The sequence below is a fragment of the Citrobacter sp. CK195 genome (assembly GCF_030333365.1).
Taxonomy (GTDB): domain Bacteria; phylum Pseudomonadota; class Gammaproteobacteria; order Enterobacterales; family Enterobacteriaceae; genus Citrobacter_B; species Citrobacter_B koseri.
The window spans coordinates 255,348-272,131 of sequence record NZ_JAOWGB010000025.1; the positions used below are offsets into that span (position 1 = coordinate 255,348).

20 protein-coding genes are annotated in these 16,784 nt (G+C 54.3%); 16 read left to right on the top strand and 4 right to left on the bottom strand.

Annotation, left to right across the window (positions count from 1 at the left end):
* Nucleotides 1–50: 50 nt before the first annotated feature.
* Nucleotides 51–785 carry a tol-pal system-associated acyl-CoA thioesterase gene (gene exbB, locus OGX93_RS15420; RefSeq protein ID WP_024130953.1) on the top strand — a complete coding sequence of 245 codons (735 nt, stop codon included), beginning with the start codon at nucleotides 51–53 and terminating at the stop codon, nucleotides 783–785.
* Between the two features lie 6 nt (nucleotides 786–791).
* Entirely contained in the window at nucleotides 792–1,217 is a 426-nt protein-coding gene (gene exbD / locus OGX93_RS15425; RefSeq protein WP_012135139.1) for a TonB system transport protein ExbD, read from the top strand.
* Nucleotides 1,218–1,339: 122 nt separating this feature from the next.
* On the opposite strand, the gene OGX93_RS15430 is transcribed toward exbD, so the two are convergent.
* The gene (locus tag OGX93_RS15430) at nucleotides 1,340–1,762 is read right to left on the bottom strand and encodes a hypothetical protein (protein WP_012135138.1); all 423 of its coding nucleotides are present in this window, start codon (nucleotides 1,760–1,762) and stop codon (nucleotides 1,340–1,342) included.
* Between the two features lies 1 nt (nucleotide 1,763).
* Nucleotides 1,764–2,168: a hypothetical protein gene (locus tag OGX93_RS15435; RefSeq protein WP_012135137.1), complete on the bottom strand. Its 405-nt coding sequence runs from the start codon at nucleotides 2,166–2,168 to the stop codon at nucleotides 1,764–1,766.
* Nucleotides 2,169–2,272: 104 nt separating this feature from the next.
* Here OGX93_RS15435 and OGX93_RS15440 point away from each other — a divergent pair, with 104 nt between their 5' ends.
* On the top strand, nucleotides 2,273–2,776 hold the full coding sequence (locus OGX93_RS15440) for an ESA_00282 family adhesion-associated protein (protein WP_012135136.1): 504 nt from the start codon (nucleotides 2,273–2,275) through the stop codon (nucleotides 2,774–2,776).
* A gap of 63 nt (nucleotides 2,777–2,839) precedes the next feature.
* Here the strand turns inward: OGX93_RS15440 and OGX93_RS15445 are convergent, their stop codons facing one another.
* Complete coding sequence (locus OGX93_RS15445) at nucleotides 2,840–3,880, bottom strand: aldo/keto reductase (RefSeq protein ID WP_047461193.1); 1,041 nt, start codon at nucleotides 3,878–3,880, stop codon at nucleotides 2,840–2,842.
* A gap of 156 nt (nucleotides 3,881–4,036) precedes the next feature.
* Between OGX93_RS15445 and yghX the strand changes: the two genes are divergently transcribed.
* The 13 genes from yghX to OGX93_RS15510 all read left to right on the top strand — a co-directional run bounded on the left by yghX (nucleotide 4,037) and on the right by OGX93_RS15510 (nucleotide 15,708).
* Nucleotides 4,037–4,924, top strand: a complete 888-nt coding sequence (gene yghX / locus OGX93_RS15450) for a YghX family hydrolase (RefSeq protein ID WP_047461196.1) — start codon at nucleotides 4,037–4,039, stop codon at nucleotides 4,922–4,924.
* 216 nt (nucleotides 4,925–5,140) lie between these two features.
* The gene (locus OGX93_RS15455) at nucleotides 5,141–6,781 is read left to right on the top strand and encodes a methyl-accepting chemotaxis protein (protein WP_153259008.1); all 1,641 of its coding nucleotides are present in this window, start codon (nucleotides 5,141–5,143) and stop codon (nucleotides 6,779–6,781) included.
* 83 nt (nucleotides 6,782–6,864) lie between these two features.
* The gene (locus OGX93_RS15460) at nucleotides 6,865–7,152 is read left to right on the top strand and encodes a DUF2623 family protein (protein ID WP_012135131.1); all 288 of its coding nucleotides are present in this window, start codon (nucleotides 6,865–6,867) and stop codon (nucleotides 7,150–7,152) included.
* Nucleotides 7,153–7,339: 187 nt separating this feature from the next.
* Complete coding sequence (hybO, locus tag OGX93_RS15465) at nucleotides 7,340–8,458, top strand: hydrogenase 2 small subunit (RefSeq protein ID WP_012135130.1); 1,119 nt, start codon at nucleotides 7,340–7,342, stop codon at nucleotides 8,456–8,458.
* 2 nt (nucleotides 8,459–8,460) lie between these two features.
* The gene (gene hybA / locus OGX93_RS15470; RefSeq protein ID WP_024130950.1) at nucleotides 8,461–9,447 is read left to right on the top strand and encodes a hydrogenase 2 operon protein HybA; all 987 of its coding nucleotides are present in this window, start codon (nucleotides 8,461–8,463) and stop codon (nucleotides 9,445–9,447) included.
* The gene (gene hybB / locus OGX93_RS15475) at nucleotides 9,437–10,615 is read left to right on the top strand and encodes a Ni/Fe-hydrogenase cytochrome b subunit (protein WP_012135128.1); all 1,179 of its coding nucleotides are present in this window, start codon (nucleotides 9,437–9,439) and stop codon (nucleotides 10,613–10,615) included. The genes hybA and hybB overlap by 11 nt, the downstream gene beginning before the upstream one ends.
* Nucleotides 10,612–12,315, top strand: coding sequence for a hydrogenase 2 large subunit (gene hybC / locus OGX93_RS15480; RefSeq protein WP_012135127.1), 1,704 nt, complete (start codon nucleotides 10,612–10,614; stop codon nucleotides 12,313–12,315). Before hybB ends, hybC begins: the two co-directional genes overlap by 4 nt.
* Nucleotides 12,315–12,809: a HyaD/HybD family hydrogenase maturation endopeptidase gene (locus OGX93_RS15485; RefSeq protein WP_047461208.1), complete on the top strand. Its 495-nt coding sequence runs from the start codon at nucleotides 12,315–12,317 to the stop codon at nucleotides 12,807–12,809. The genes hybC and OGX93_RS15485 overlap by 1 nt, the downstream gene beginning before the upstream one ends.
* On the top strand, nucleotides 12,802–13,293 hold the full coding sequence (hybE, locus tag OGX93_RS15490; RefSeq protein ID WP_012135125.1) for a hydrogenase-2 assembly chaperone: 492 nt from the start codon (nucleotides 12,802–12,804) through the stop codon (nucleotides 13,291–13,293). Before OGX93_RS15485 ends, hybE begins: the two co-directional genes overlap by 8 nt.
* Nucleotides 13,286–13,627 carry a hydrogenase maturation nickel metallochaperone HypA gene (hypA, locus tag OGX93_RS15495; RefSeq protein ID WP_104868185.1) on the top strand — a complete coding sequence of 114 codons (342 nt, stop codon included), beginning with the start codon at nucleotides 13,286–13,288 and terminating at the stop codon, nucleotides 13,625–13,627. Before hybE ends, hypA begins: the two co-directional genes overlap by 8 nt.
* A 17-nt stretch (nucleotides 13,628–13,644) precedes the next feature.
* Complete coding sequence (gene hybG / locus OGX93_RS15500) at nucleotides 13,645–13,893, top strand: hydrogenase maturation factor HybG (RefSeq protein WP_012135123.1); 249 nt, start codon at nucleotides 13,645–13,647, stop codon at nucleotides 13,891–13,893.
* A 79-nt stretch (nucleotides 13,894–13,972) separates the two neighbouring features.
* On the top strand, nucleotides 13,973–15,025 hold the full coding sequence (locus OGX93_RS15505) for an ABC transporter substrate-binding protein (RefSeq protein WP_104868186.1): 1,053 nt from the start codon (nucleotides 13,973–13,975) through the stop codon (nucleotides 15,023–15,025).
* Nucleotides 15,025–15,708 (top strand): molybdate ABC transporter substrate-binding protein, encoded by a 684-nt coding sequence (locus OGX93_RS15510; RefSeq protein ID WP_286449057.1) that lies wholly within the window; start codon nucleotides 15,025–15,027, stop codon nucleotides 15,706–15,708. The genes OGX93_RS15505 and OGX93_RS15510 overlap by 1 nt, the downstream gene beginning before the upstream one ends.
* 97 nt (nucleotides 15,709–15,805) lie before the next feature.
* On the opposite strand, the gene yghU is transcribed toward OGX93_RS15510, so the two are convergent.
* The gene (yghU, locus tag OGX93_RS15515) at nucleotides 15,806–16,675 is read right to left on the bottom strand and encodes a glutathione-dependent disulfide-bond oxidoreductase (RefSeq protein ID WP_286449056.1); all 870 of its coding nucleotides are present in this window, start codon (nucleotides 16,673–16,675) and stop codon (nucleotides 15,806–15,808) included.
* Between the last annotated feature and the right edge of the window lie 109 nt (nucleotides 16,676–16,784).

The window sequence follows — 16,784 nt, forward strand, 5'->3', positions numbered from 1 at the left end:
TTTGATATTATTACGCTCAGAATTTGTGATTTGCGTCCTGGAGATACAGAGTGGGTAATAATTTGATGCAGACGGATCTCTCCGTCTGGGGTATGTATCAGCACGCCGACATCGTGGTTAAGTGCGTGATGATTGGTCTGATTCTGGCGTCAGTAGTCACCTGGGCTATCTTCTTCAGTAAGAGTCTTGAGTTCTTTACGCAGAAGCGTCGGCTCAAGCGTGAACAACAGCAGCTGGCTGAAGCGCGTTCTTTAGACCAGGCCAGCAATATTGCCTCCGCATTCGCGGCAAAAAGTTTAAGCTCACAGTTGCTCTATGAAGCGCAGAACGAGCTGGAACTGTCGGAAGGCAGTGAAGACAATGAAGGTATTAAAGAGCGTACCGGGTTCCGCCTGGAGCGTCGCGTAGCGGCGGTTGGCCGTCATATGGGACGCGGTAATGGCTACCTGGCGACCATCGGCGCCATCTCTCCGTTTGTCGGTCTGTTTGGTACGGTATGGGGTATCATGAACAGCTTCATCGGCATCGCGCAAACCCAGACCACCAACCTCGCGGTTGTCGCGCCGGGTATCGCGGAAGCGTTGCTGGCTACGGCGATCGGCCTGGTCGCGGCAATTCCTGCGGTTGTGATTTACAACATTTTCGCACGTCAGATCGGCAGCTACAAAGCGACGCTGGGCGACGTGGCGGCACAGATTCTGTTGCTGCAAAGCCGCGATCTGGATCTGAACGCGAGCGCTTCCGCTCAGCCGGTACGTACCGCGCAGAAATTACGTGTAGGATAATGTTCCATGGCAATGCGTCTTAATGAAAATCTGGACGATAACGGTGAAATGCATGAAATCAACGTGACGCCGTTTATCGACGTCATGCTGGTTCTGCTGATTATCTTTATGGTGGCCGCGCCGCTGGCAACGGTGGACGTGAAGGTGAATCTTCCTGCGTCCACCAGCACCCCGCAGCCGCGCCCGGAAAAACCGGTTTATCTGTCCGTGAAGGCCGACAACAGCATGTTTATCGGCAACGATCAGGTAACGGATGAAACCATGATCGGCGAGCTGAACGCGTTAACCGAAGGGAAGAAAGACACGACGATCTTCTTCCGTGCGGATAAAACCGTTGATTATGAAACAATGATGAAAGTGATGGATACGCTGCACCAGGCGGGTTACCTGAAAATTGGTCTCGTGGGTGAAGAGGTCGCGAAAGCGAAGTAATCGTTGTTGCTGATGGGCAGACAGACAGGCCGGGTAGGGCGCAAGCCGTACCCGGCTTTTTTATTGCCTGATGGCGCTGCGCTTACCAGGCCTGCATGATGCGGTATCGCTGACTCGCCAGATTACTTCGTCGTGGAGAACCGTTTTTCATTCAGCGCGACGGTGGTGATATTGGTCGTTCGGTAATCGCCATCGGATAGCTTACGGGTCAGGCGCAGGGTCGCCGTTTCTCGCGCCAGTAAGTGCTGATATGTGCTCTCCAGGCGCGCCATGATTTTGTCCCGCATCTCGGGATGTTGCTCAATAATCGTATTGATAACCGAACCGTAGATCTCTTCTTTGACCTGGAGCGCATAGATTTCACGGCGATTTTGCCATTTCAGCCGTACTAACGCGGCGGGAATCGACACGATCTCCTGCGCCACCTGTTCGAGGGTCGCGTTTTTATTGGCGATAAGCGCTTTAAGATTTTGCTTTAAGATAAATTCATCGCTTTTATTATTATCTAAAGCTAAATAAACATTATTATCTTCAACGTCTTTCATATTATTTCTCTTCCAGAGAATAAAAAACGGGAGAGTTTTTCTCTCTGGTTATGAGATTAAGCCAAATTTCATTGCCGTGATCGTTTATTTTTGTTGTGGCATCTGCCAGAATTTTACTTAATGCCTGAGCATCAACATCGCCTTCCGCCTGTAGGCTATTAATAAGACGAGCAAACGTCTCAATTTTAGCTACGCGATAAAGCCGGTCTTTTAAATGACGGTCACGTTCTTCAAGTAACATGTTTTTAGATTGACCAGTCGGTGTGGCGCTAATTAAAATATCTGGCTCGTAATCGCTCAGCGTTTTCTTTCCCTGAGTCAAATTTTCACTATTTTCTACGGTCTCAGCATCGCCTGGCGAGGCAGATAAATGAAAACGAGTCGGCACAAGATGCTCGGGAAGCATGTTGGAATGTCCTTTACTATCAATAGTATATTGTTTTTTATAAGGCAGGTCTCGTTGACAATAGCATGGTGTAATTTTAAAATCAAAAAAAATGGAGTCGGCATATGAACAGCATTTTTTATTCTATTATCACTCTGCTATTACTCACTGGCGGCGTGCTTTTCTTGATGCACGAATTTAATAAACAGCGCTCTGCTGAGGCGTCTAATCCAGTAAATCAAGCGGAACCCTTGTCCAAAGAGGAGGGCGAAGATCATTTTTCGTCGCTCATGAATACTATTACACCGGTATGGTACTGGCGAGTCAATCACGAATATATTGATTTTCTTCACGCAACGATAAAGCGGATGACGATGGCGGAGCTAAACGGCACGCCGGGGTTATTTGATGCGCAGCGCCGTTGCAGCGATCTCAACTCTGCGGTCTATAAATATTATGACAACATTAAAAAGCGTTGTCTGAACGGGGAAAAGGTTCCGCATTCCGATCTGGATGTACTTAACTTGCGGCAATGTTTCCGGGAATTTAGCCTGGAGGCGTATCCCTCCCTGGTTGCTCTGGTGTGGCCTGAATATCAGCGGCCGCTAATCAAACCGGAAGAGGTTTAATAAACGCGCCTGACGTTGGCCGGGTAAGGCGAAACCGCCACCCGGCGCGCGTGCCCGAAAGCGTTATTTATCCGATGAGGCTTGCCAGAGGTTCAGCTCGCCGTCCGCGACATGTTTATCGATTTGCGCTAACTCGTCAGCGCTGAATGTCAGGTTCGACAACGCCTGCACATTTTCTTCCAGCTGCTCTGGTCGACTGGCGCCGATCAGCACCGACGTTACGCGATTATCTTTCAACAGCCAGCTAAGCGCCATCTGCGCCATTGACTGGCCGCGACGTTGCGCCATCTCATTGAGTAAACGCAGGCTGTTCAGATTCGCTTCCGTCAGCATATTCTCCGTCAGACCGCGAACTTTTTTCCCTTCACGCTGCATACGTGAACCTTCCGGTATACCGTTTAGGTATTTTCCGGTTAACAATCCCTGAGCCAGCGGTGTGAACGCAATGCAACCCATGCCGTTGGCCGCCAGCGTATCCAGCAGGCCGCTTTTATCCACCCAGCGGTTGAGCAGGTTGTAGGACGGCTGATGAATCAGCAGCGGGATTTTCCATTCGCGCAGCAGTTCCGCCATTCGTTGAGTTCGCTCAGGCGAATAGGAGGAGATGCCGACGTAAAGCGCCTTACCGCTTTGTACCGCCTGCGCCAGCGCGGATGCGGTCTCTTCCATCGGCGTGTTTTCATCGACACGGTGGGAATAGAAGATATCGACATAGTCCAGCCCCATCCGCTTCAGGCTCTGATCGAGGCTGGCGAGCAGGTACTTACGCGACCCGCCGGAGCCGTATGGCCCAGGCCACATGTCATAACCCGCTTTGGTGGAAACGATCAGCTCATCGCGATACGGCGCAAAATCTTCCCGCAGCAAACGGCCAAAGTTCTCTTCTGCGCTTCCCGGCGGCGGGCCGTAGTTATTGGCTAAATCAAAATGGGTGATGCCTGAATCAAAGGCTTTACGCAGCAGCGCACGCTGTGAATCCAGCGCCTGAACGTGGCCGAAACTGTGCCACAAACCCAGCGATAGCGCGGGTAAACGCAAACCGCTTTTACCGCAGTAGCGATAAAGCATCTGCTCATAACGTTCGGGGTTGGCTAACCAGGCCATGTCATCTCCTTAGAGAAAGTGAATTTCAAAACAACGTTTCTATTCTAGCGGCTCAGCGGGGTTTATCCCGTTCGTCAGGTCACATTGATGCGAAAAATTGGGCAAAAACACGTCGTTATGCTTTGCTTAAAAAAACATCAACTCAGGAGTGAAACTATGCCGCGTCTGACTGCCAAAGACTTTCCGCAGGAGTTGCTCGATTACTATGACTACTATGCACATGGAAAAATCTCTAAACGCGAGTTTCTTAACCTCGCGGCAAAGTATGCCGTCGGCGGCGTGACCGCGCTTGCGCTGTTTAATCTCCTGAAGCCGAATTACGCGCTGGCGGTGCAGGTGGAATTTACCGACCCGGACATTTTGCCGGAATACATTACGTATCCGTCACCGAACGGGCATGGCGAGGTGCGCGGCTATCTGGTGAAACCGGCGAAGGCAACGGGTAAAACGCCTGCGGTCGTGGTCGTACACGAGAACAGGGGGCTGAATCCCTATATTGAGGATGTCGCACGACGCGTGGCGAAAGCGGGTTATATTGCGCTGGCGCCTGATGGATTAAGCTCGGTAGGCGGATACCCCGGTAATGACGATAAGGGCCGGGAATTACAGCAGCAGGTTGATCCCACAAAATTAATGAATGATTTCTTTGCCGCGATTGAGTTTATGCAGCGCCATCCGGCGGCCAGCGGAAAAGTGGCTATTACGGGATTCTGCTATGGCGGCGGCGTATCAAATGCGGCGGCGGTGGCCTATCCAGAACTGGCGTGCGCCGTTCCTTTTTATGGTCGTCAGGCTCCGGCGTCAGATGTACCTAAAATTAATGCGCCTTTATTATTACATTACGCCGAGTTAGATACCTCAATTAATGAAGGCTGGCCTGCCTACGAAACGGCGCTGAAGGCGAATAATAAAGTCTATGAAGCGTATATCTATCCTGGGGTGAATCATGGTTTTCATAATGATTCGACTCCCCGCTATGATAAGGCCGCAGCGGATCTGGCCTGGGCGCGCACTCTGGCCTGGTTTGAGAAATATTTACAATGAAAAACAAACGATTATTTCAGGTGCGGCATATTGCTTTGCGGCATAATAATGCCGTTATGCTTTATAAGCATTCACAGGAATAGCGTGCTGACGATGATTCGTATACTTAGTTAAGTAAAAAAACAATAAAGAAAGTATATATTCTGCATTCTCTGCCGATAACGAGGATAAGTGTCGCCTGATGGCGAATCCCTCAAGTACGGCAAGGAAATTCTTATGCGTTTGCTGCAAAACTTCACTATTCGTATTGTCATGCTGACAATATTGGGGCTCTTCTGTCTTCTTTGGTCGGGCGTTGGTTTATTCAGCGTCCATGCATTATCTAAAGTGGCGGAAGGAAATGATATCGATCGTCATATTGTGCGTCAGATGACGGTGCTAAGTCAGGGGAACGATCAGTATTTTCGTTTTGTCACGCGTTTAAGCCGTGCGATGGACGTTAAAATCGGCGGCGGTACGCCCGATTTTGTACCAGTACAGCAGGCGCTGGACAATATGAGCAAAAAGCTGGAAGAGATGAAAACGCTCTCTCCAGGGCCGATGGACCCGGAGATCGCCGCTGCGGTATTGGCAAACTGGCAGGCGTTGCTTGATAAGGGCGTCGCGCCGCAGATGCAACTGGCGCAGCAGGGTACGCTCACCGAATTTGCAGAACAGGCGAATAATGTCACCCCCGCCCTGAGCCGCGCCTTCGGCGCCAGCGCAGAACGTTTTAACAGCGCGGCCGGCACGATGCTGGACAGCACCCGCGTGATGGTGGACGGCAAAACGTCAATTATCCGTACCCTGATTATCACCGCCGTTATTCTGGGAATTGTGATTCTTTTCTTTACCGACCGTTACCTGGTCACGATGTTAGTGAAACCGCTGGCGCGCATTCGCCAACAGTTCCGCCAGATTGCGCAAGGCGATCTGAGCCAGCCGATTGAAGAGTTTGGCCGTAACTGTGTCGGTCGCCTGGTGCCGCTACTGAGCGCGATGCAGGATAGCCTGCGAGAAGCGGTCAGTTCGATTCGTTCAGGCAGTGACAATATCTGGCGCGGCGCGACAGAGATCTCCAGCGGCAACAACGATCTCTCTTCCCGTACGGAAGAGCAGGCGGCGGCGCTGGAAGAGACCGCTGCAAGCATGGAACAGCTCACCGCGACGGTGAAATTGAATGCGGATAATGCGCGCCAGGCCAGTCAGCTTGCTGATGCCGCTTCCGCGACGGCCGGAAAAGGCGGCACGCTGGTTTCTGAGGTGGTCGAGACGATGGACGGTATTTCAGCCAGCTCCAGACAGATCGCCGAAATTACGAATGTCATCAACAGTATTGCCTTCCAGACCAATATTCTGGCGCTGAACGCCGCCGTTGAAGCCGCCAGAGCCGGTGAACAAGGGCGTGGGTTTGCGGTCGTCGCCGGTGAAGTGCGTAATCTGGCCAGCCGTAGCGCCGGGGCCGCCAAAGAGATTGAAACGCTGATCGCTGAATCCGTGCGTCGCGTCGAGCAGGGCGCGCAGCTGGTGCAGGAGACGGGCGCGACGATGGAGGCCATTCTGCGCGGAGTAACCGAAGTCACCACCATCATGAAGCAGATCGCCGCCGCTTCCGAAGAACAAAGCAAAGGGATCTCTCAGGTTGGCGTGGCGATAACCCAGATGGACAGCGTGACCCAACAAAACGCCGCGCTGGTGGAGCAGGTTTCTGCGGCAGCGGCGGCGCTGGAACGGCAAACGGAAGAGCTGCAACGCTCTGTGCAACAGTTCCGCCTTTCTCATAATGACGCGCAAATCAGCCCGGCGAAAACGGTCCCTCCAGCCAGTCCGCGCGGGGCGTCTGCCGCGAAGTCAGGCGATGAATGGGTCGCCTTCTGATCCGGTAAAAAAAAGTATGTGATACCTCTGGCGTTCGCTTAAAAAATCGCTATATAATTTGTTATATAGCGATTGGAGGTATCATGGACAATCATTTTGGTAAGGGCCTGATGGCCGGATTAAACGCAACGTGTGCCGATAGCGCGCGTAACGTGGCGGGTTTTTGTTCTGATTATAAGCGCGGATTCGTATTAGGATTTTCGCATCGCATGTTTGAAAAAACCGGCGATCGACAATTAAGCGCCTGGGAAGCGGGGATTCTGACGCGCCGTTATGGCCTGGACAAAGATATGGTGATGGACTTCTTTCGGGAGAATCAATCGAATACGACTATCCGGTTCTTTATGGCGGGTTATCGTCTCGAAAATTGATCCGAAGGGGGTATTACCCCGGTTTAATTAATTACACTATTGTCTTACTCCTTCGTTTTGTTGTTCCGTCAAAGTATCATGGTTCAATAACCATAAAGAAAGTGTGGTAAATGGCGCGCCGATCGCAATAAGTTATTTGTGAACGGTGCAAAATAGAGCCAGGTCTTTGCAACGGAATAACAATAAAATGACTGGAGATAATACTCTCATCACTTCTCACGGCGTTAATCGTCGTGATTTCATGAAGCTTTGTGCAGCACTGGCCGCAACCATGGGGCTCAGTAGCAAAGCCGCCGCAGAAATGGCCGAATCGGTTTCCCGTCCGCAGCGCCCACCCGTCGTCTGGATCGGCGCTCAGGAATGTACGGGATGTACCGAATCGCTCCTTCGCGCGACCCACCCAACGGTAGAAAACCTCGTTCTGGAAACGATCTCTCTGGAGTACCACGAGGTTCTCTCCGCCGCCTTCGGCCATCAGGTTGAAGAGAACAAGCATAACGCTCTGGAGAAGTATAAAGGGCAGTATGTGTTGGTTGTCGATGGTTCCATCCCATTAAAAGATAACGGTATTTACTGCATGGTTGCCGGCGAGCCGATTGTGGATCACATCCGCAAGGCGGCGGAAGGCGCGGCGGCGATTATCGCGATCGGCTCCTGTTCCGCGTGGGGCGGCGTCGCTGCCGCTGGCGTGAACCCGACCGGCGCCGTCGGGTTGCAGGAAGTCCTGCCGGGCAAAACCGTTATCAATATCCCGGGCTGCCCGCCGAACCCGCATAACTTCCTGGCAACGGTTGCCCACATCATCACTTACGGTAAACCGCCGAAGCTGGATGCCAAAAACCGTCCAACCTTCGCCTATGGTCGTCTGATTCACGAACACTGCGAACGCCGCCCGCATTTTGACGCCGGTCGCTTCGCCAAAGAGTTCGGCGATGAAGGCCACCGTGAAGGCTGGTGCCTCTACCATCTGGGCTGTAAAGGGCCTGAAACCTACGGCAACTGTTCGACGTTGCAGTTCTGCGATGTCGGCGGCGTATGGCCGGTGGCGATTGGACACCCCTGCTACGGCTGTAACGAGGAAGGCGTTGGCTTTCATAAAGGCATCCACCAACTCGCCCATGTGGAAAATCAAACCCCGCGTTCCGAGAAGCCGGATGTCAACCTGAAAGAGGGCGGCCACATTTCCGCTGGCGCCGTCGGGCTGCTTGGCGGCGTGGTTGGGTTGGTTGCCGGTGTCAGTGTGATGGCGGTACGTGAACTGGGGCGTCAGCAGAAGAAAGATAACGCTGACTCACGGGGAGAATAACCGTGAACAGACGTAACTTTATTAAAGCAGCCTCTGGCGGGGCATTGCTGCTGGGCGCGTCGCCGTCCATCAGCCATGCGGCTGCGGAAAACCGTCCGCCTATCCCGGGTTCCCTGGGGATGCTGTATGACTCGACGCTGTGCGTGGGCTGTCAGGCGTGTGTGACCAAATGCCAGGATATCAACTTCCCGGCGCGTAACCCGGAAGGGGCGCAAACCTGGTCGAATAACGACAAGCTGTCGCCTTACACCAATAACATCATTCAGGTGTGGCATAGTGGAAGTGGCGTCAATAAAGATCAGACAGAGAACGGCTACGCGTACATTAAGAAACAGTGTATGCACTGCGTTGACCCTAACTGCGTCTCCGTTTGCCCGGTATCCGCGCTGAAGAAAGACCCGAAAACCGGCATCGTTCATTACAACAAAGACGTCTGTACCGGCTGTCGCTACTGCATGGTCGCCTGCCCGTACAACGTGCCGAAATACGACTACAACAACCCGTTTGGCGCGCTGCACAAGTGTGAACTGTGCAACCAGAAGGGCGTTGAACGCCTGGACAAAGGCGGTCTGCCGGGGTGCGTTGAGGTATGTCCGGCGGGCGCGGTGATTTTTGGTACGCGAGAAGAGCTAATGGCGGAGGCGCAAAAACGCCTGGCGCTGAAGCCTGGCAGCGAATACCACTATCCGCGCCAGACGTTGCAGACTGGCGATACGTATCTGCATACCGTACCGAAGTATTACCCGCATCTGTACGGTGAAAAAGAAGGCGGCGGCACGCAGGTGCTGGTGCTGACCGGCGTTCCTTACCAGAATCTGGATCTCCCTCAACTGGCCGATCTGTCAACTGGCGCGCGTTCTGAACACATTCAACACACCCTGTATAAAGGCATGATGCTGCCACTGGCTGTGCTGGCGGGCTTAACCGTGATGGTTCGTCGTAATACGAAAAACGAGCATCACGACGGAGGAGACGATCATGAGTCATGATCCTAAACCGCTGGGCGGGAAAATAATCAGTAAACCGATCATCATCTTCGGGCCGCTTGTCGTCCTGTGCATGCTTCTCATTGTGAAACGTCTGGTCTTCGGGCTGGGATCGGTCTCCGATCTGAACGGCGGCTTCCCCTGGGGCGTGTGGATCGCTTTTGACCTGCTGATCGGCACCGGCTTCGCGTGCGGCGGTTGGGCGCTGGCGTGGGCGGTGTATGTCTTCAACCGGGGGCAATACCATCCACTGGTGCGCCCGGCGCTGCTGGCAAGCCTGTTCGGTTACTCTTTGGGCGGGCTGTCGATCACCATTGACGTTGGTCGTTACTGGAACCTGCCGTATTTCTACATCCCAGGGCACTTCAATGTGAACTCGGTGCTGTTTGAAACGGCGGTCTGTATGACCATCTACATCGGCGTGATGGCGCTGGAGTTCGCCCCCGCGCTGTTTGAACGCCTGGGCTGGAAAGTCTCGCTGAAGCGTCTGAACAAAGTGATGTTCTTTGTTATCGCCCTCGGGGCGTTGCTGCCGACCATGCACCAGTCGTCAATGGGATCGTTGATGATTGCCGCCGGTATTAAAGTACATCCGCTGTGGCAGAGCTATGAAATGCTACCGTTGTTCTCATTGTTCACCGCTTTCATCATGGGTTTCTCCATCGTTATTTTTGAAGGCTCTCTGGTGCAGAGCGGCTTAAAAGGCAACGGCCCGGATGAGAAAAGTTTGTTTATCAAGCTGACCGGTACTATCAGCGTTTTCATCGCGCTGTTCCTCGTGTGCCGTTTTGGTGAACTGATTTACCGCGACAAGCTCTCTTATGCGTTTGCCGGTGACTACTACTCCTTGCTGTTCTGGGTTGAAGTCCTGCTGATGGTCTTCCCGCTGGTGGTGCTCCGTCTGCCGAAACTGCGCGGCGACTCGCGGATGTTGTATCTGTCCGCCCTCAGTATGCTGCTGGGCTGCGCAACGTGGCGTATGTCCTACTCGCTGGTGGCGTTCAATCCCGGCGGCGGCTACCACTACTTCCCCACCTGGGAAGAACTGCTGATTTCTATTGGTTTTGTGGCTATTGAGATTTGTGCATACATCTTACTCATTCGTCTACTGCCGATACTTCCTCCATTAAAACAAAACGATCACAATCGTCATGAGGCGAGCAAAGCATGAGCCAGAGAATTACTATTGATCCGGTAACCCGTATTGAGGGTCATTTACGCATCGACTGCGAAATCGAAAACGGTGTGGTGTCAAAAGCATGGGCATCCGGCACCATGTGGCGCGGCATGGAAGAGATCGTGAAGAATCGCGATCCGCGCGATGCCTGGATGATTGTGCAGCGTATCTGTGGCGTATGTACCACGACCCACGCGATCTCTTCCGTTCGTGCGGCGGAGAGCGCGCTGAAGATTGACGTTCCGGTCAATGCGCAGTACATCCGTAACATCATTCTGGCGGCGCATACTACCCATGACCATATTGTGCACTTCTACCAGCTTTCTGCGCTGGACTGGGTGGATATCACCTCTGCGCTGAAAGCCGATCCGGCGAAAGCGTCGGCGCTGTTGAACGGCGTGTCGAGCTGGCACCTGAATAGCGCGGAAGAGTTCACGAAGGTGCAGAACAAGATCAAAGACCTCGTTGCCAGCGGCCAGTTAGGGATTTTCGCTAACGGCTACTGGGGACACCCGGCGATGAAACTGCCGCCGGAAGTGAACCTGATTGCGGTCGCGCACTATCTGCAAGCGCTGGAATGCCAGCGTGACGCCAACCGCGTGGTGGCGCTGCTGGGCGGTAAAACGCCGCACATCCAGAACCTGGCGGTGGGCGGGGTGGCGAACCCGATCAACCTCGACGGTCTCGGCGTGCTGAACCTTGAACGCCTGATGTACATCAAGTCCTTCATCGACAAGCTGAGCGACTTTGTTGAGCAGGTTTACAAGGTGGATACGGCGGTAATCGCGGCGTTCTATCCAGAATGGCTGGAGCGCGGAAAAGGCGCGGTTAACTATCTGAGCGCGCCGGAATTTCCGACCGACGGTAAAAACGGCAGCTTCCTGTTCCCTGGCGGCTATATCCAGAATGCGGATCTGTCGACGTATCGCCCGATCGCCTCGCATTCCGATGAATACCTGATTAAAGGGATTCAGGAGAGCGCGAAGCACGCCTGGTACAAAGACGAAGCGCCGCAGGAACCGTGGGAAGGGACTACCGTCCCGGAATACACCGGTTGGTCTGATGACGGTAAATACTCGTGGGTTAAGTCCCCGACCTTTTACGGCAAAACCGTTGAAGTGGGGCCGCTGGCCAATATGCTGGTTAAACTGGCGGCGGGACGCGAGTCCACGAAGGCCAAACTGAATGAAATCATCGCGATCTACCAGAAACTGACCGGTAAAACGCTGGAAGTAGCGCAACTGCACTCCACGCTGGGGCGTATTATTGGCCGCACCGTTCACTGCTGCGAATTGCAGGGTATTCTGCAAAACCAGTACAGCGCGCTGATCGCCAATATCGGGAAAGGCGACCACACCACGTTCGTCAAACCGGATATCCCGGCGACGGGTGAGTTTAAAGGGGTGGGCTTCCTTGAGGCGCCGCGCGGTATGCTCTCTCACTGGATGGTTATTAAAGACGGCATTATCAGCAACTACCAGGCGGTGGTTCCGTCCACCTGGAACTCCGGTCCGCGTAACTTTAACGATGAAGTGGGGCCGTACGAGCAGTCGCTGGTGGGGACGCCGATCGCCGATCCAGAAAAACCGCTGGAAGTGGTGCGTACCATTCACTCCTTCGACCCTTGCATGGCGTGCGCGGTGCACGTAGTGGACGCTGACGGGAACGAAGTCGTCTCAGTTAAGGTTCTGTAATGCGGATTTTAGTGTTAGGGGTCGGCAATATTTTGCTGACCGATGAAGCCATCGGGGTGCGTATCGTTGAAGCGTTAGAACAGCGGTACATCCTGCCGGATTTCGTGGAGATCCTTGATGGCGGCACGGCGGGAATGGAGCTTCTCGGCGATATGGCGGACAGAGATCACCTGATCATCGCGGACGCCATTGTGTCGAGAAAGAACACGCCGGGAACCCTTATGATCCTGCGTGATGATGAGGTGCCTGCGCTGTTCACCAACAAAATCTCACCGCATCAGCTTGGCCTGGCCGACGTTCTGTCGGCCCTGCGCTTCACTGGCGAGTTTCCGAAAAAGCTGACGCTGGTCGGCGTGATCCCGGAATCGCTGGAGCCGCATATCGGCCTGACGCCAACGGTTGAAGCGATGATTGAACCTGCTCTGGCGCAGGTTCTTGCCGCGCTGCGCGAGTCAGGCGTTGAGGCTATTCCACGGGAGGCTGCGCATGTCTGAGGAGATTTCAGGGTTCCCGTCCTCCCCGAGAATGCAGGTTCAGGCGGCGTTTGAAGAGATTGCCCGACGCTCAATGCACGATCTCTCGTTTTTGCACCCGAATATGCCGGTGTATGTCTCTGACTTCACCCTGTTTGAAGGGCAGTGGACGGGCAGCGTGATCGCGCCGTGGATGCTGAGCGCGCTGATTTTCCCCGGCCCCGACCAGCTCTGGCCGGTACGCAAAGTCAGTGAAAAACTCGGATTACGTCTGCCGTATGGCGCGATGACCTTTACCGTTGGCGAACTGGACGGGGTTTCGCAATACCTCTCCTGCTCGCTGATGTCGCCGCTCAACCACGGTATGTCGGCGCAAGAAGGGATGCGTCTGGCGGACGACTGCGCGCGGATGCTGCTGTCGCTGCCGGTCAGCGATCCCGATGCGCCGCAGCTGGCAGGGCGTCGTGCGCTGCTGTTTGGACGCCGGAGCGGCGAGCATGCATGAGCTGTCCCTGTGCCAGAGCGCGGTTGAGATTATCCAGCAGCAGGCAGAACAGCATGGCGTGACGCGAGTCACCGGCGTATGGCTGGAAATTGGCGCGCTCTCGTGCGTTGAAGAGAGCGCCGTGCGCTTCAGCTTTGATATCGTTTGCCAGGGTACGCTCGCGCAGGGGTGTACGTTGCACATCGACTATAAACCCGCTCAGGCGTGGTGCTGGGATTGCAGCCAGGCGGTTGAAATCACGCAGCATGACGCGCAGTGCCCACACTGTCAGGGCGATCGTCTGCGGGTGGATACCGGCGACTCGCTGAAAGTGAAAAGTATTGAAGTGGAATAACGTCCAGGTGGTTAACTATGTGTATTGGAGTCCCGGGGCAGGTTCTGTCCGTTGGTGAAGATATTCACCAGCTTGCGCAGGTTGAAGTGTGCGGCATCAAGCGTGATGTGAATATTGCCCTGATCTGCGAAGACAGCCCTGCAACGCTGGTGGGGCAGTGGGTGCTGGTGCATGTGGGATTTGCCATGAGCATCATTGATGAAGAAGAAGCCAAAGCCACATTAGACGCGCTACGCCGAATGGAGTATGACGTTACCAGCGCCTGATAATCCCTGAAGGCAATCTATCAAGCGGCCTTGCAATCGTTGTATACTAATATATATATCGATTGTGAGGACATCTCTCATGTTTAAATCCTTACGCCAGCTCTCCCTGCTGGCGTTGCTTTTTTCCCTGCCGTTTATGGCTCAGGCCGAGCGTACGTTTACCGATCAGATTGGTCGCCAGGTTACCGTCCCGGATACGGTGGATCGCGTGGTGGTACTCCAGCATCAGACGCTGAATTTGCTGGTGCAGATGAACGCCACCGACAAAATTGTTGGCGTGATGGCGAACTGGAAACAACAGCTTGGCGACGGTTATGCCCGCCTGGCGCCGGAGCTGACAACGAAAGCCGCGTTGGGTGATTTAACCCACGTTGATGCGGAAAAACTGGTCGCGCTGCATCCGCAGGTGGTGTTTGTCACTAACTATGCGCCGCAGGAAATGATCGACAAAATCAGCAGCCTGGGCATTTCGGTGGTGGCGATTTCTCTGCGCCATGATGCGGCGGGCGAACAGGCTAAAATGAACCCGACAATGACGGATGAAGAGCAGGCTTACGATCAAGGGCTGCGTGAAGGGATCACGCTGATCGGCGATATCGTCAATAAACCTGACGAAGCAAAAGCGCTGATTGCCGCAACGGATAAGGGGCGCAAGATGGTGAGCGATCGCCTGAAAGACATCCCGGAAGATCAACGCGTTCGCGCCTATATGGCGAACCCGGAACTGACCACTTACGGCTCCGGTAAATATACTGGCCTGATGATGGCGCACGCGGGGGCGTTGAACGTGGCGGCATCGACCATTAAAGGCTTTAAGCAGGTCGCAATGGAACAGGTTATCGCCTGGAATCCGCAGGTGATTTTTGTTCAGGATCGCTATCCGAAAGTGGTGGATGAGATCCTGCAAAGCCCGCAGTGGCAGGTGATTGATGCGGTGAAAAATCATCGCGTCTATCTGATGCCGGACTACGCGAAGGCCTGGGGCTATCCGATGCCGGAAGCGATGGGCATTGGCGAGCTGTGGATGGCGAAAAAACTCTATCCGCAGAAATTCCAGGATATTGATATGCGCAAGGTCGCCAATGACTGGTATCAGCGTTTTTATCGCACTGACTATCAGGGCGTTGACTGATGAAAATCCTTGCCGCAGGCAGCCTGCGTGCCGTCTGGCAACCGCTAATGGCCTGTTTTCAGGCAGAGACGATCCGCTGTGATTTTGGCCCGGCGGGATTGCTGCGTGAACGGATTGAAGCCGGTGAGCCGTGCGACTTTTTCGCCTCGGCTAATGTGGCGCATCCGCAGGCGCTGCTGGCGAGCGGGCGGGCGCTGTCGGTTTCGTCCTTTGCGCTGAATCGCCTCTGCCTGACCGTGCGTGCTGACGTTATGCGGGAGGGCGACGACTGGCGGTCGCTGCTGATGCGCGAGGATCTGCGAATTGGCACATCAACGCCGGGCTGCGATCCTTCCGGTGATTACACGCAACAGCTTTTTTCGCGAATGGGAGCCGACGGCGAGGCGATCCGCTCGCGTGCTGTGGCGCTGGTCGGCGGCCGGGATTCTTTGCCGCTTCCCGCCGGAGCGCTGGCGGCGCAATGGTTAATCGACCACGATTACACGGATGTTTTTATTGGTTATGCCAGCTATGCCCCCAGACTGCGGCAAATCAGTACTCTGCGCGTGGTTGATATTCCTGAACCGTATAATCCGATCGCTGAGTATGCGTTTGCCTGTCTGACGGCGCGCGGAAAACCGCTTGCCGAATTTCTGCTTTCCACTCCGGCAGGACTGATTCTCGTGCAACATGGGTTTAATTAAACGCCGACTATCACAAACCCGTGGGCCTGATAAGCGGAGCGCCATCAGGCAATATAACGCCTGATGGCGACATTAAAATCTCATCCGGCGTCACGGTTTAGCTCTGATGCTTATCTTCGGTTTGTGTGTCGAAGTCGCTGGCGTCGTGACGCTCATGAAGCTGCTCGTTGAGCGGCCCGTTGGTGCGGTTCACAATGCGCCCGCGTTTGACCGCCGGGCGTTCCGCAATCTCTTTCGCCCAGCGCTGTACGTGCTTATAACTTCCCGCATCCAGAAATTCTGCGGCGTCATACACGTTGCCGAGCACGACATTGCCAAACCACGGCCAGACAGCCATATCGGCAATGGTGTACTCATCGCCCGCCACATACGGATGACGCGCCAGCTGCTTATCCAGCACGTCCAGCAGACGCTTGGCTTCCATCGTAAAACGGTTGATCGCGTACTCTATTTTCACCGGCGCGTAGTTGTAGAAGTGACCAAAGCCGCCGCCGAGGAACGGCGCCGCCCCCTGGAGCCAGAATAACCAGTTCAGGGTTTCGGTACGTTTAGCGAGATCCTGCGGCAGGAAATAACCAAATTTTTCCGCCAGGTAGAGCAGGATTGCGCCGGACTCAAAGACACGCAGCGGCGGGTTCTGCGAGTGGTCGCGCAGCGCCGGGATTTTTGAGTTTGGGTTCACATCGACAAAACCGCTGGAGAACTGATCGCCGTCGCCAATGCGAATCAGCCAGGCGTCATACTCTGCGCCCGTCACGCCCTGCGCCAGCAACTCCTCCAGCATGATGGTCACTTTCTGGCCGTTTGGCGTTCCCAGGGAGTAGAGCTGTAGCGGATGCTTGCCGACGGGCAACGTCTTGTCGTGAGTCGGGCCAGAAACGGGACGGTTGATATTGGCGAATGCGCCGCCGCCTGCGGATTTATCCCACGTCCATACTTTCGCGGGTTGATAAGTATTCTCTGACATGTTGACCTGCCTTCTGGGTTGGTGTGTTGAAGCAGTGTAGCAGTCGGAGGCCATGCGGTTTAACAGATTGGGACATTAAGCGCCGGTTTTTTCGCTGGAAGGGGAACAC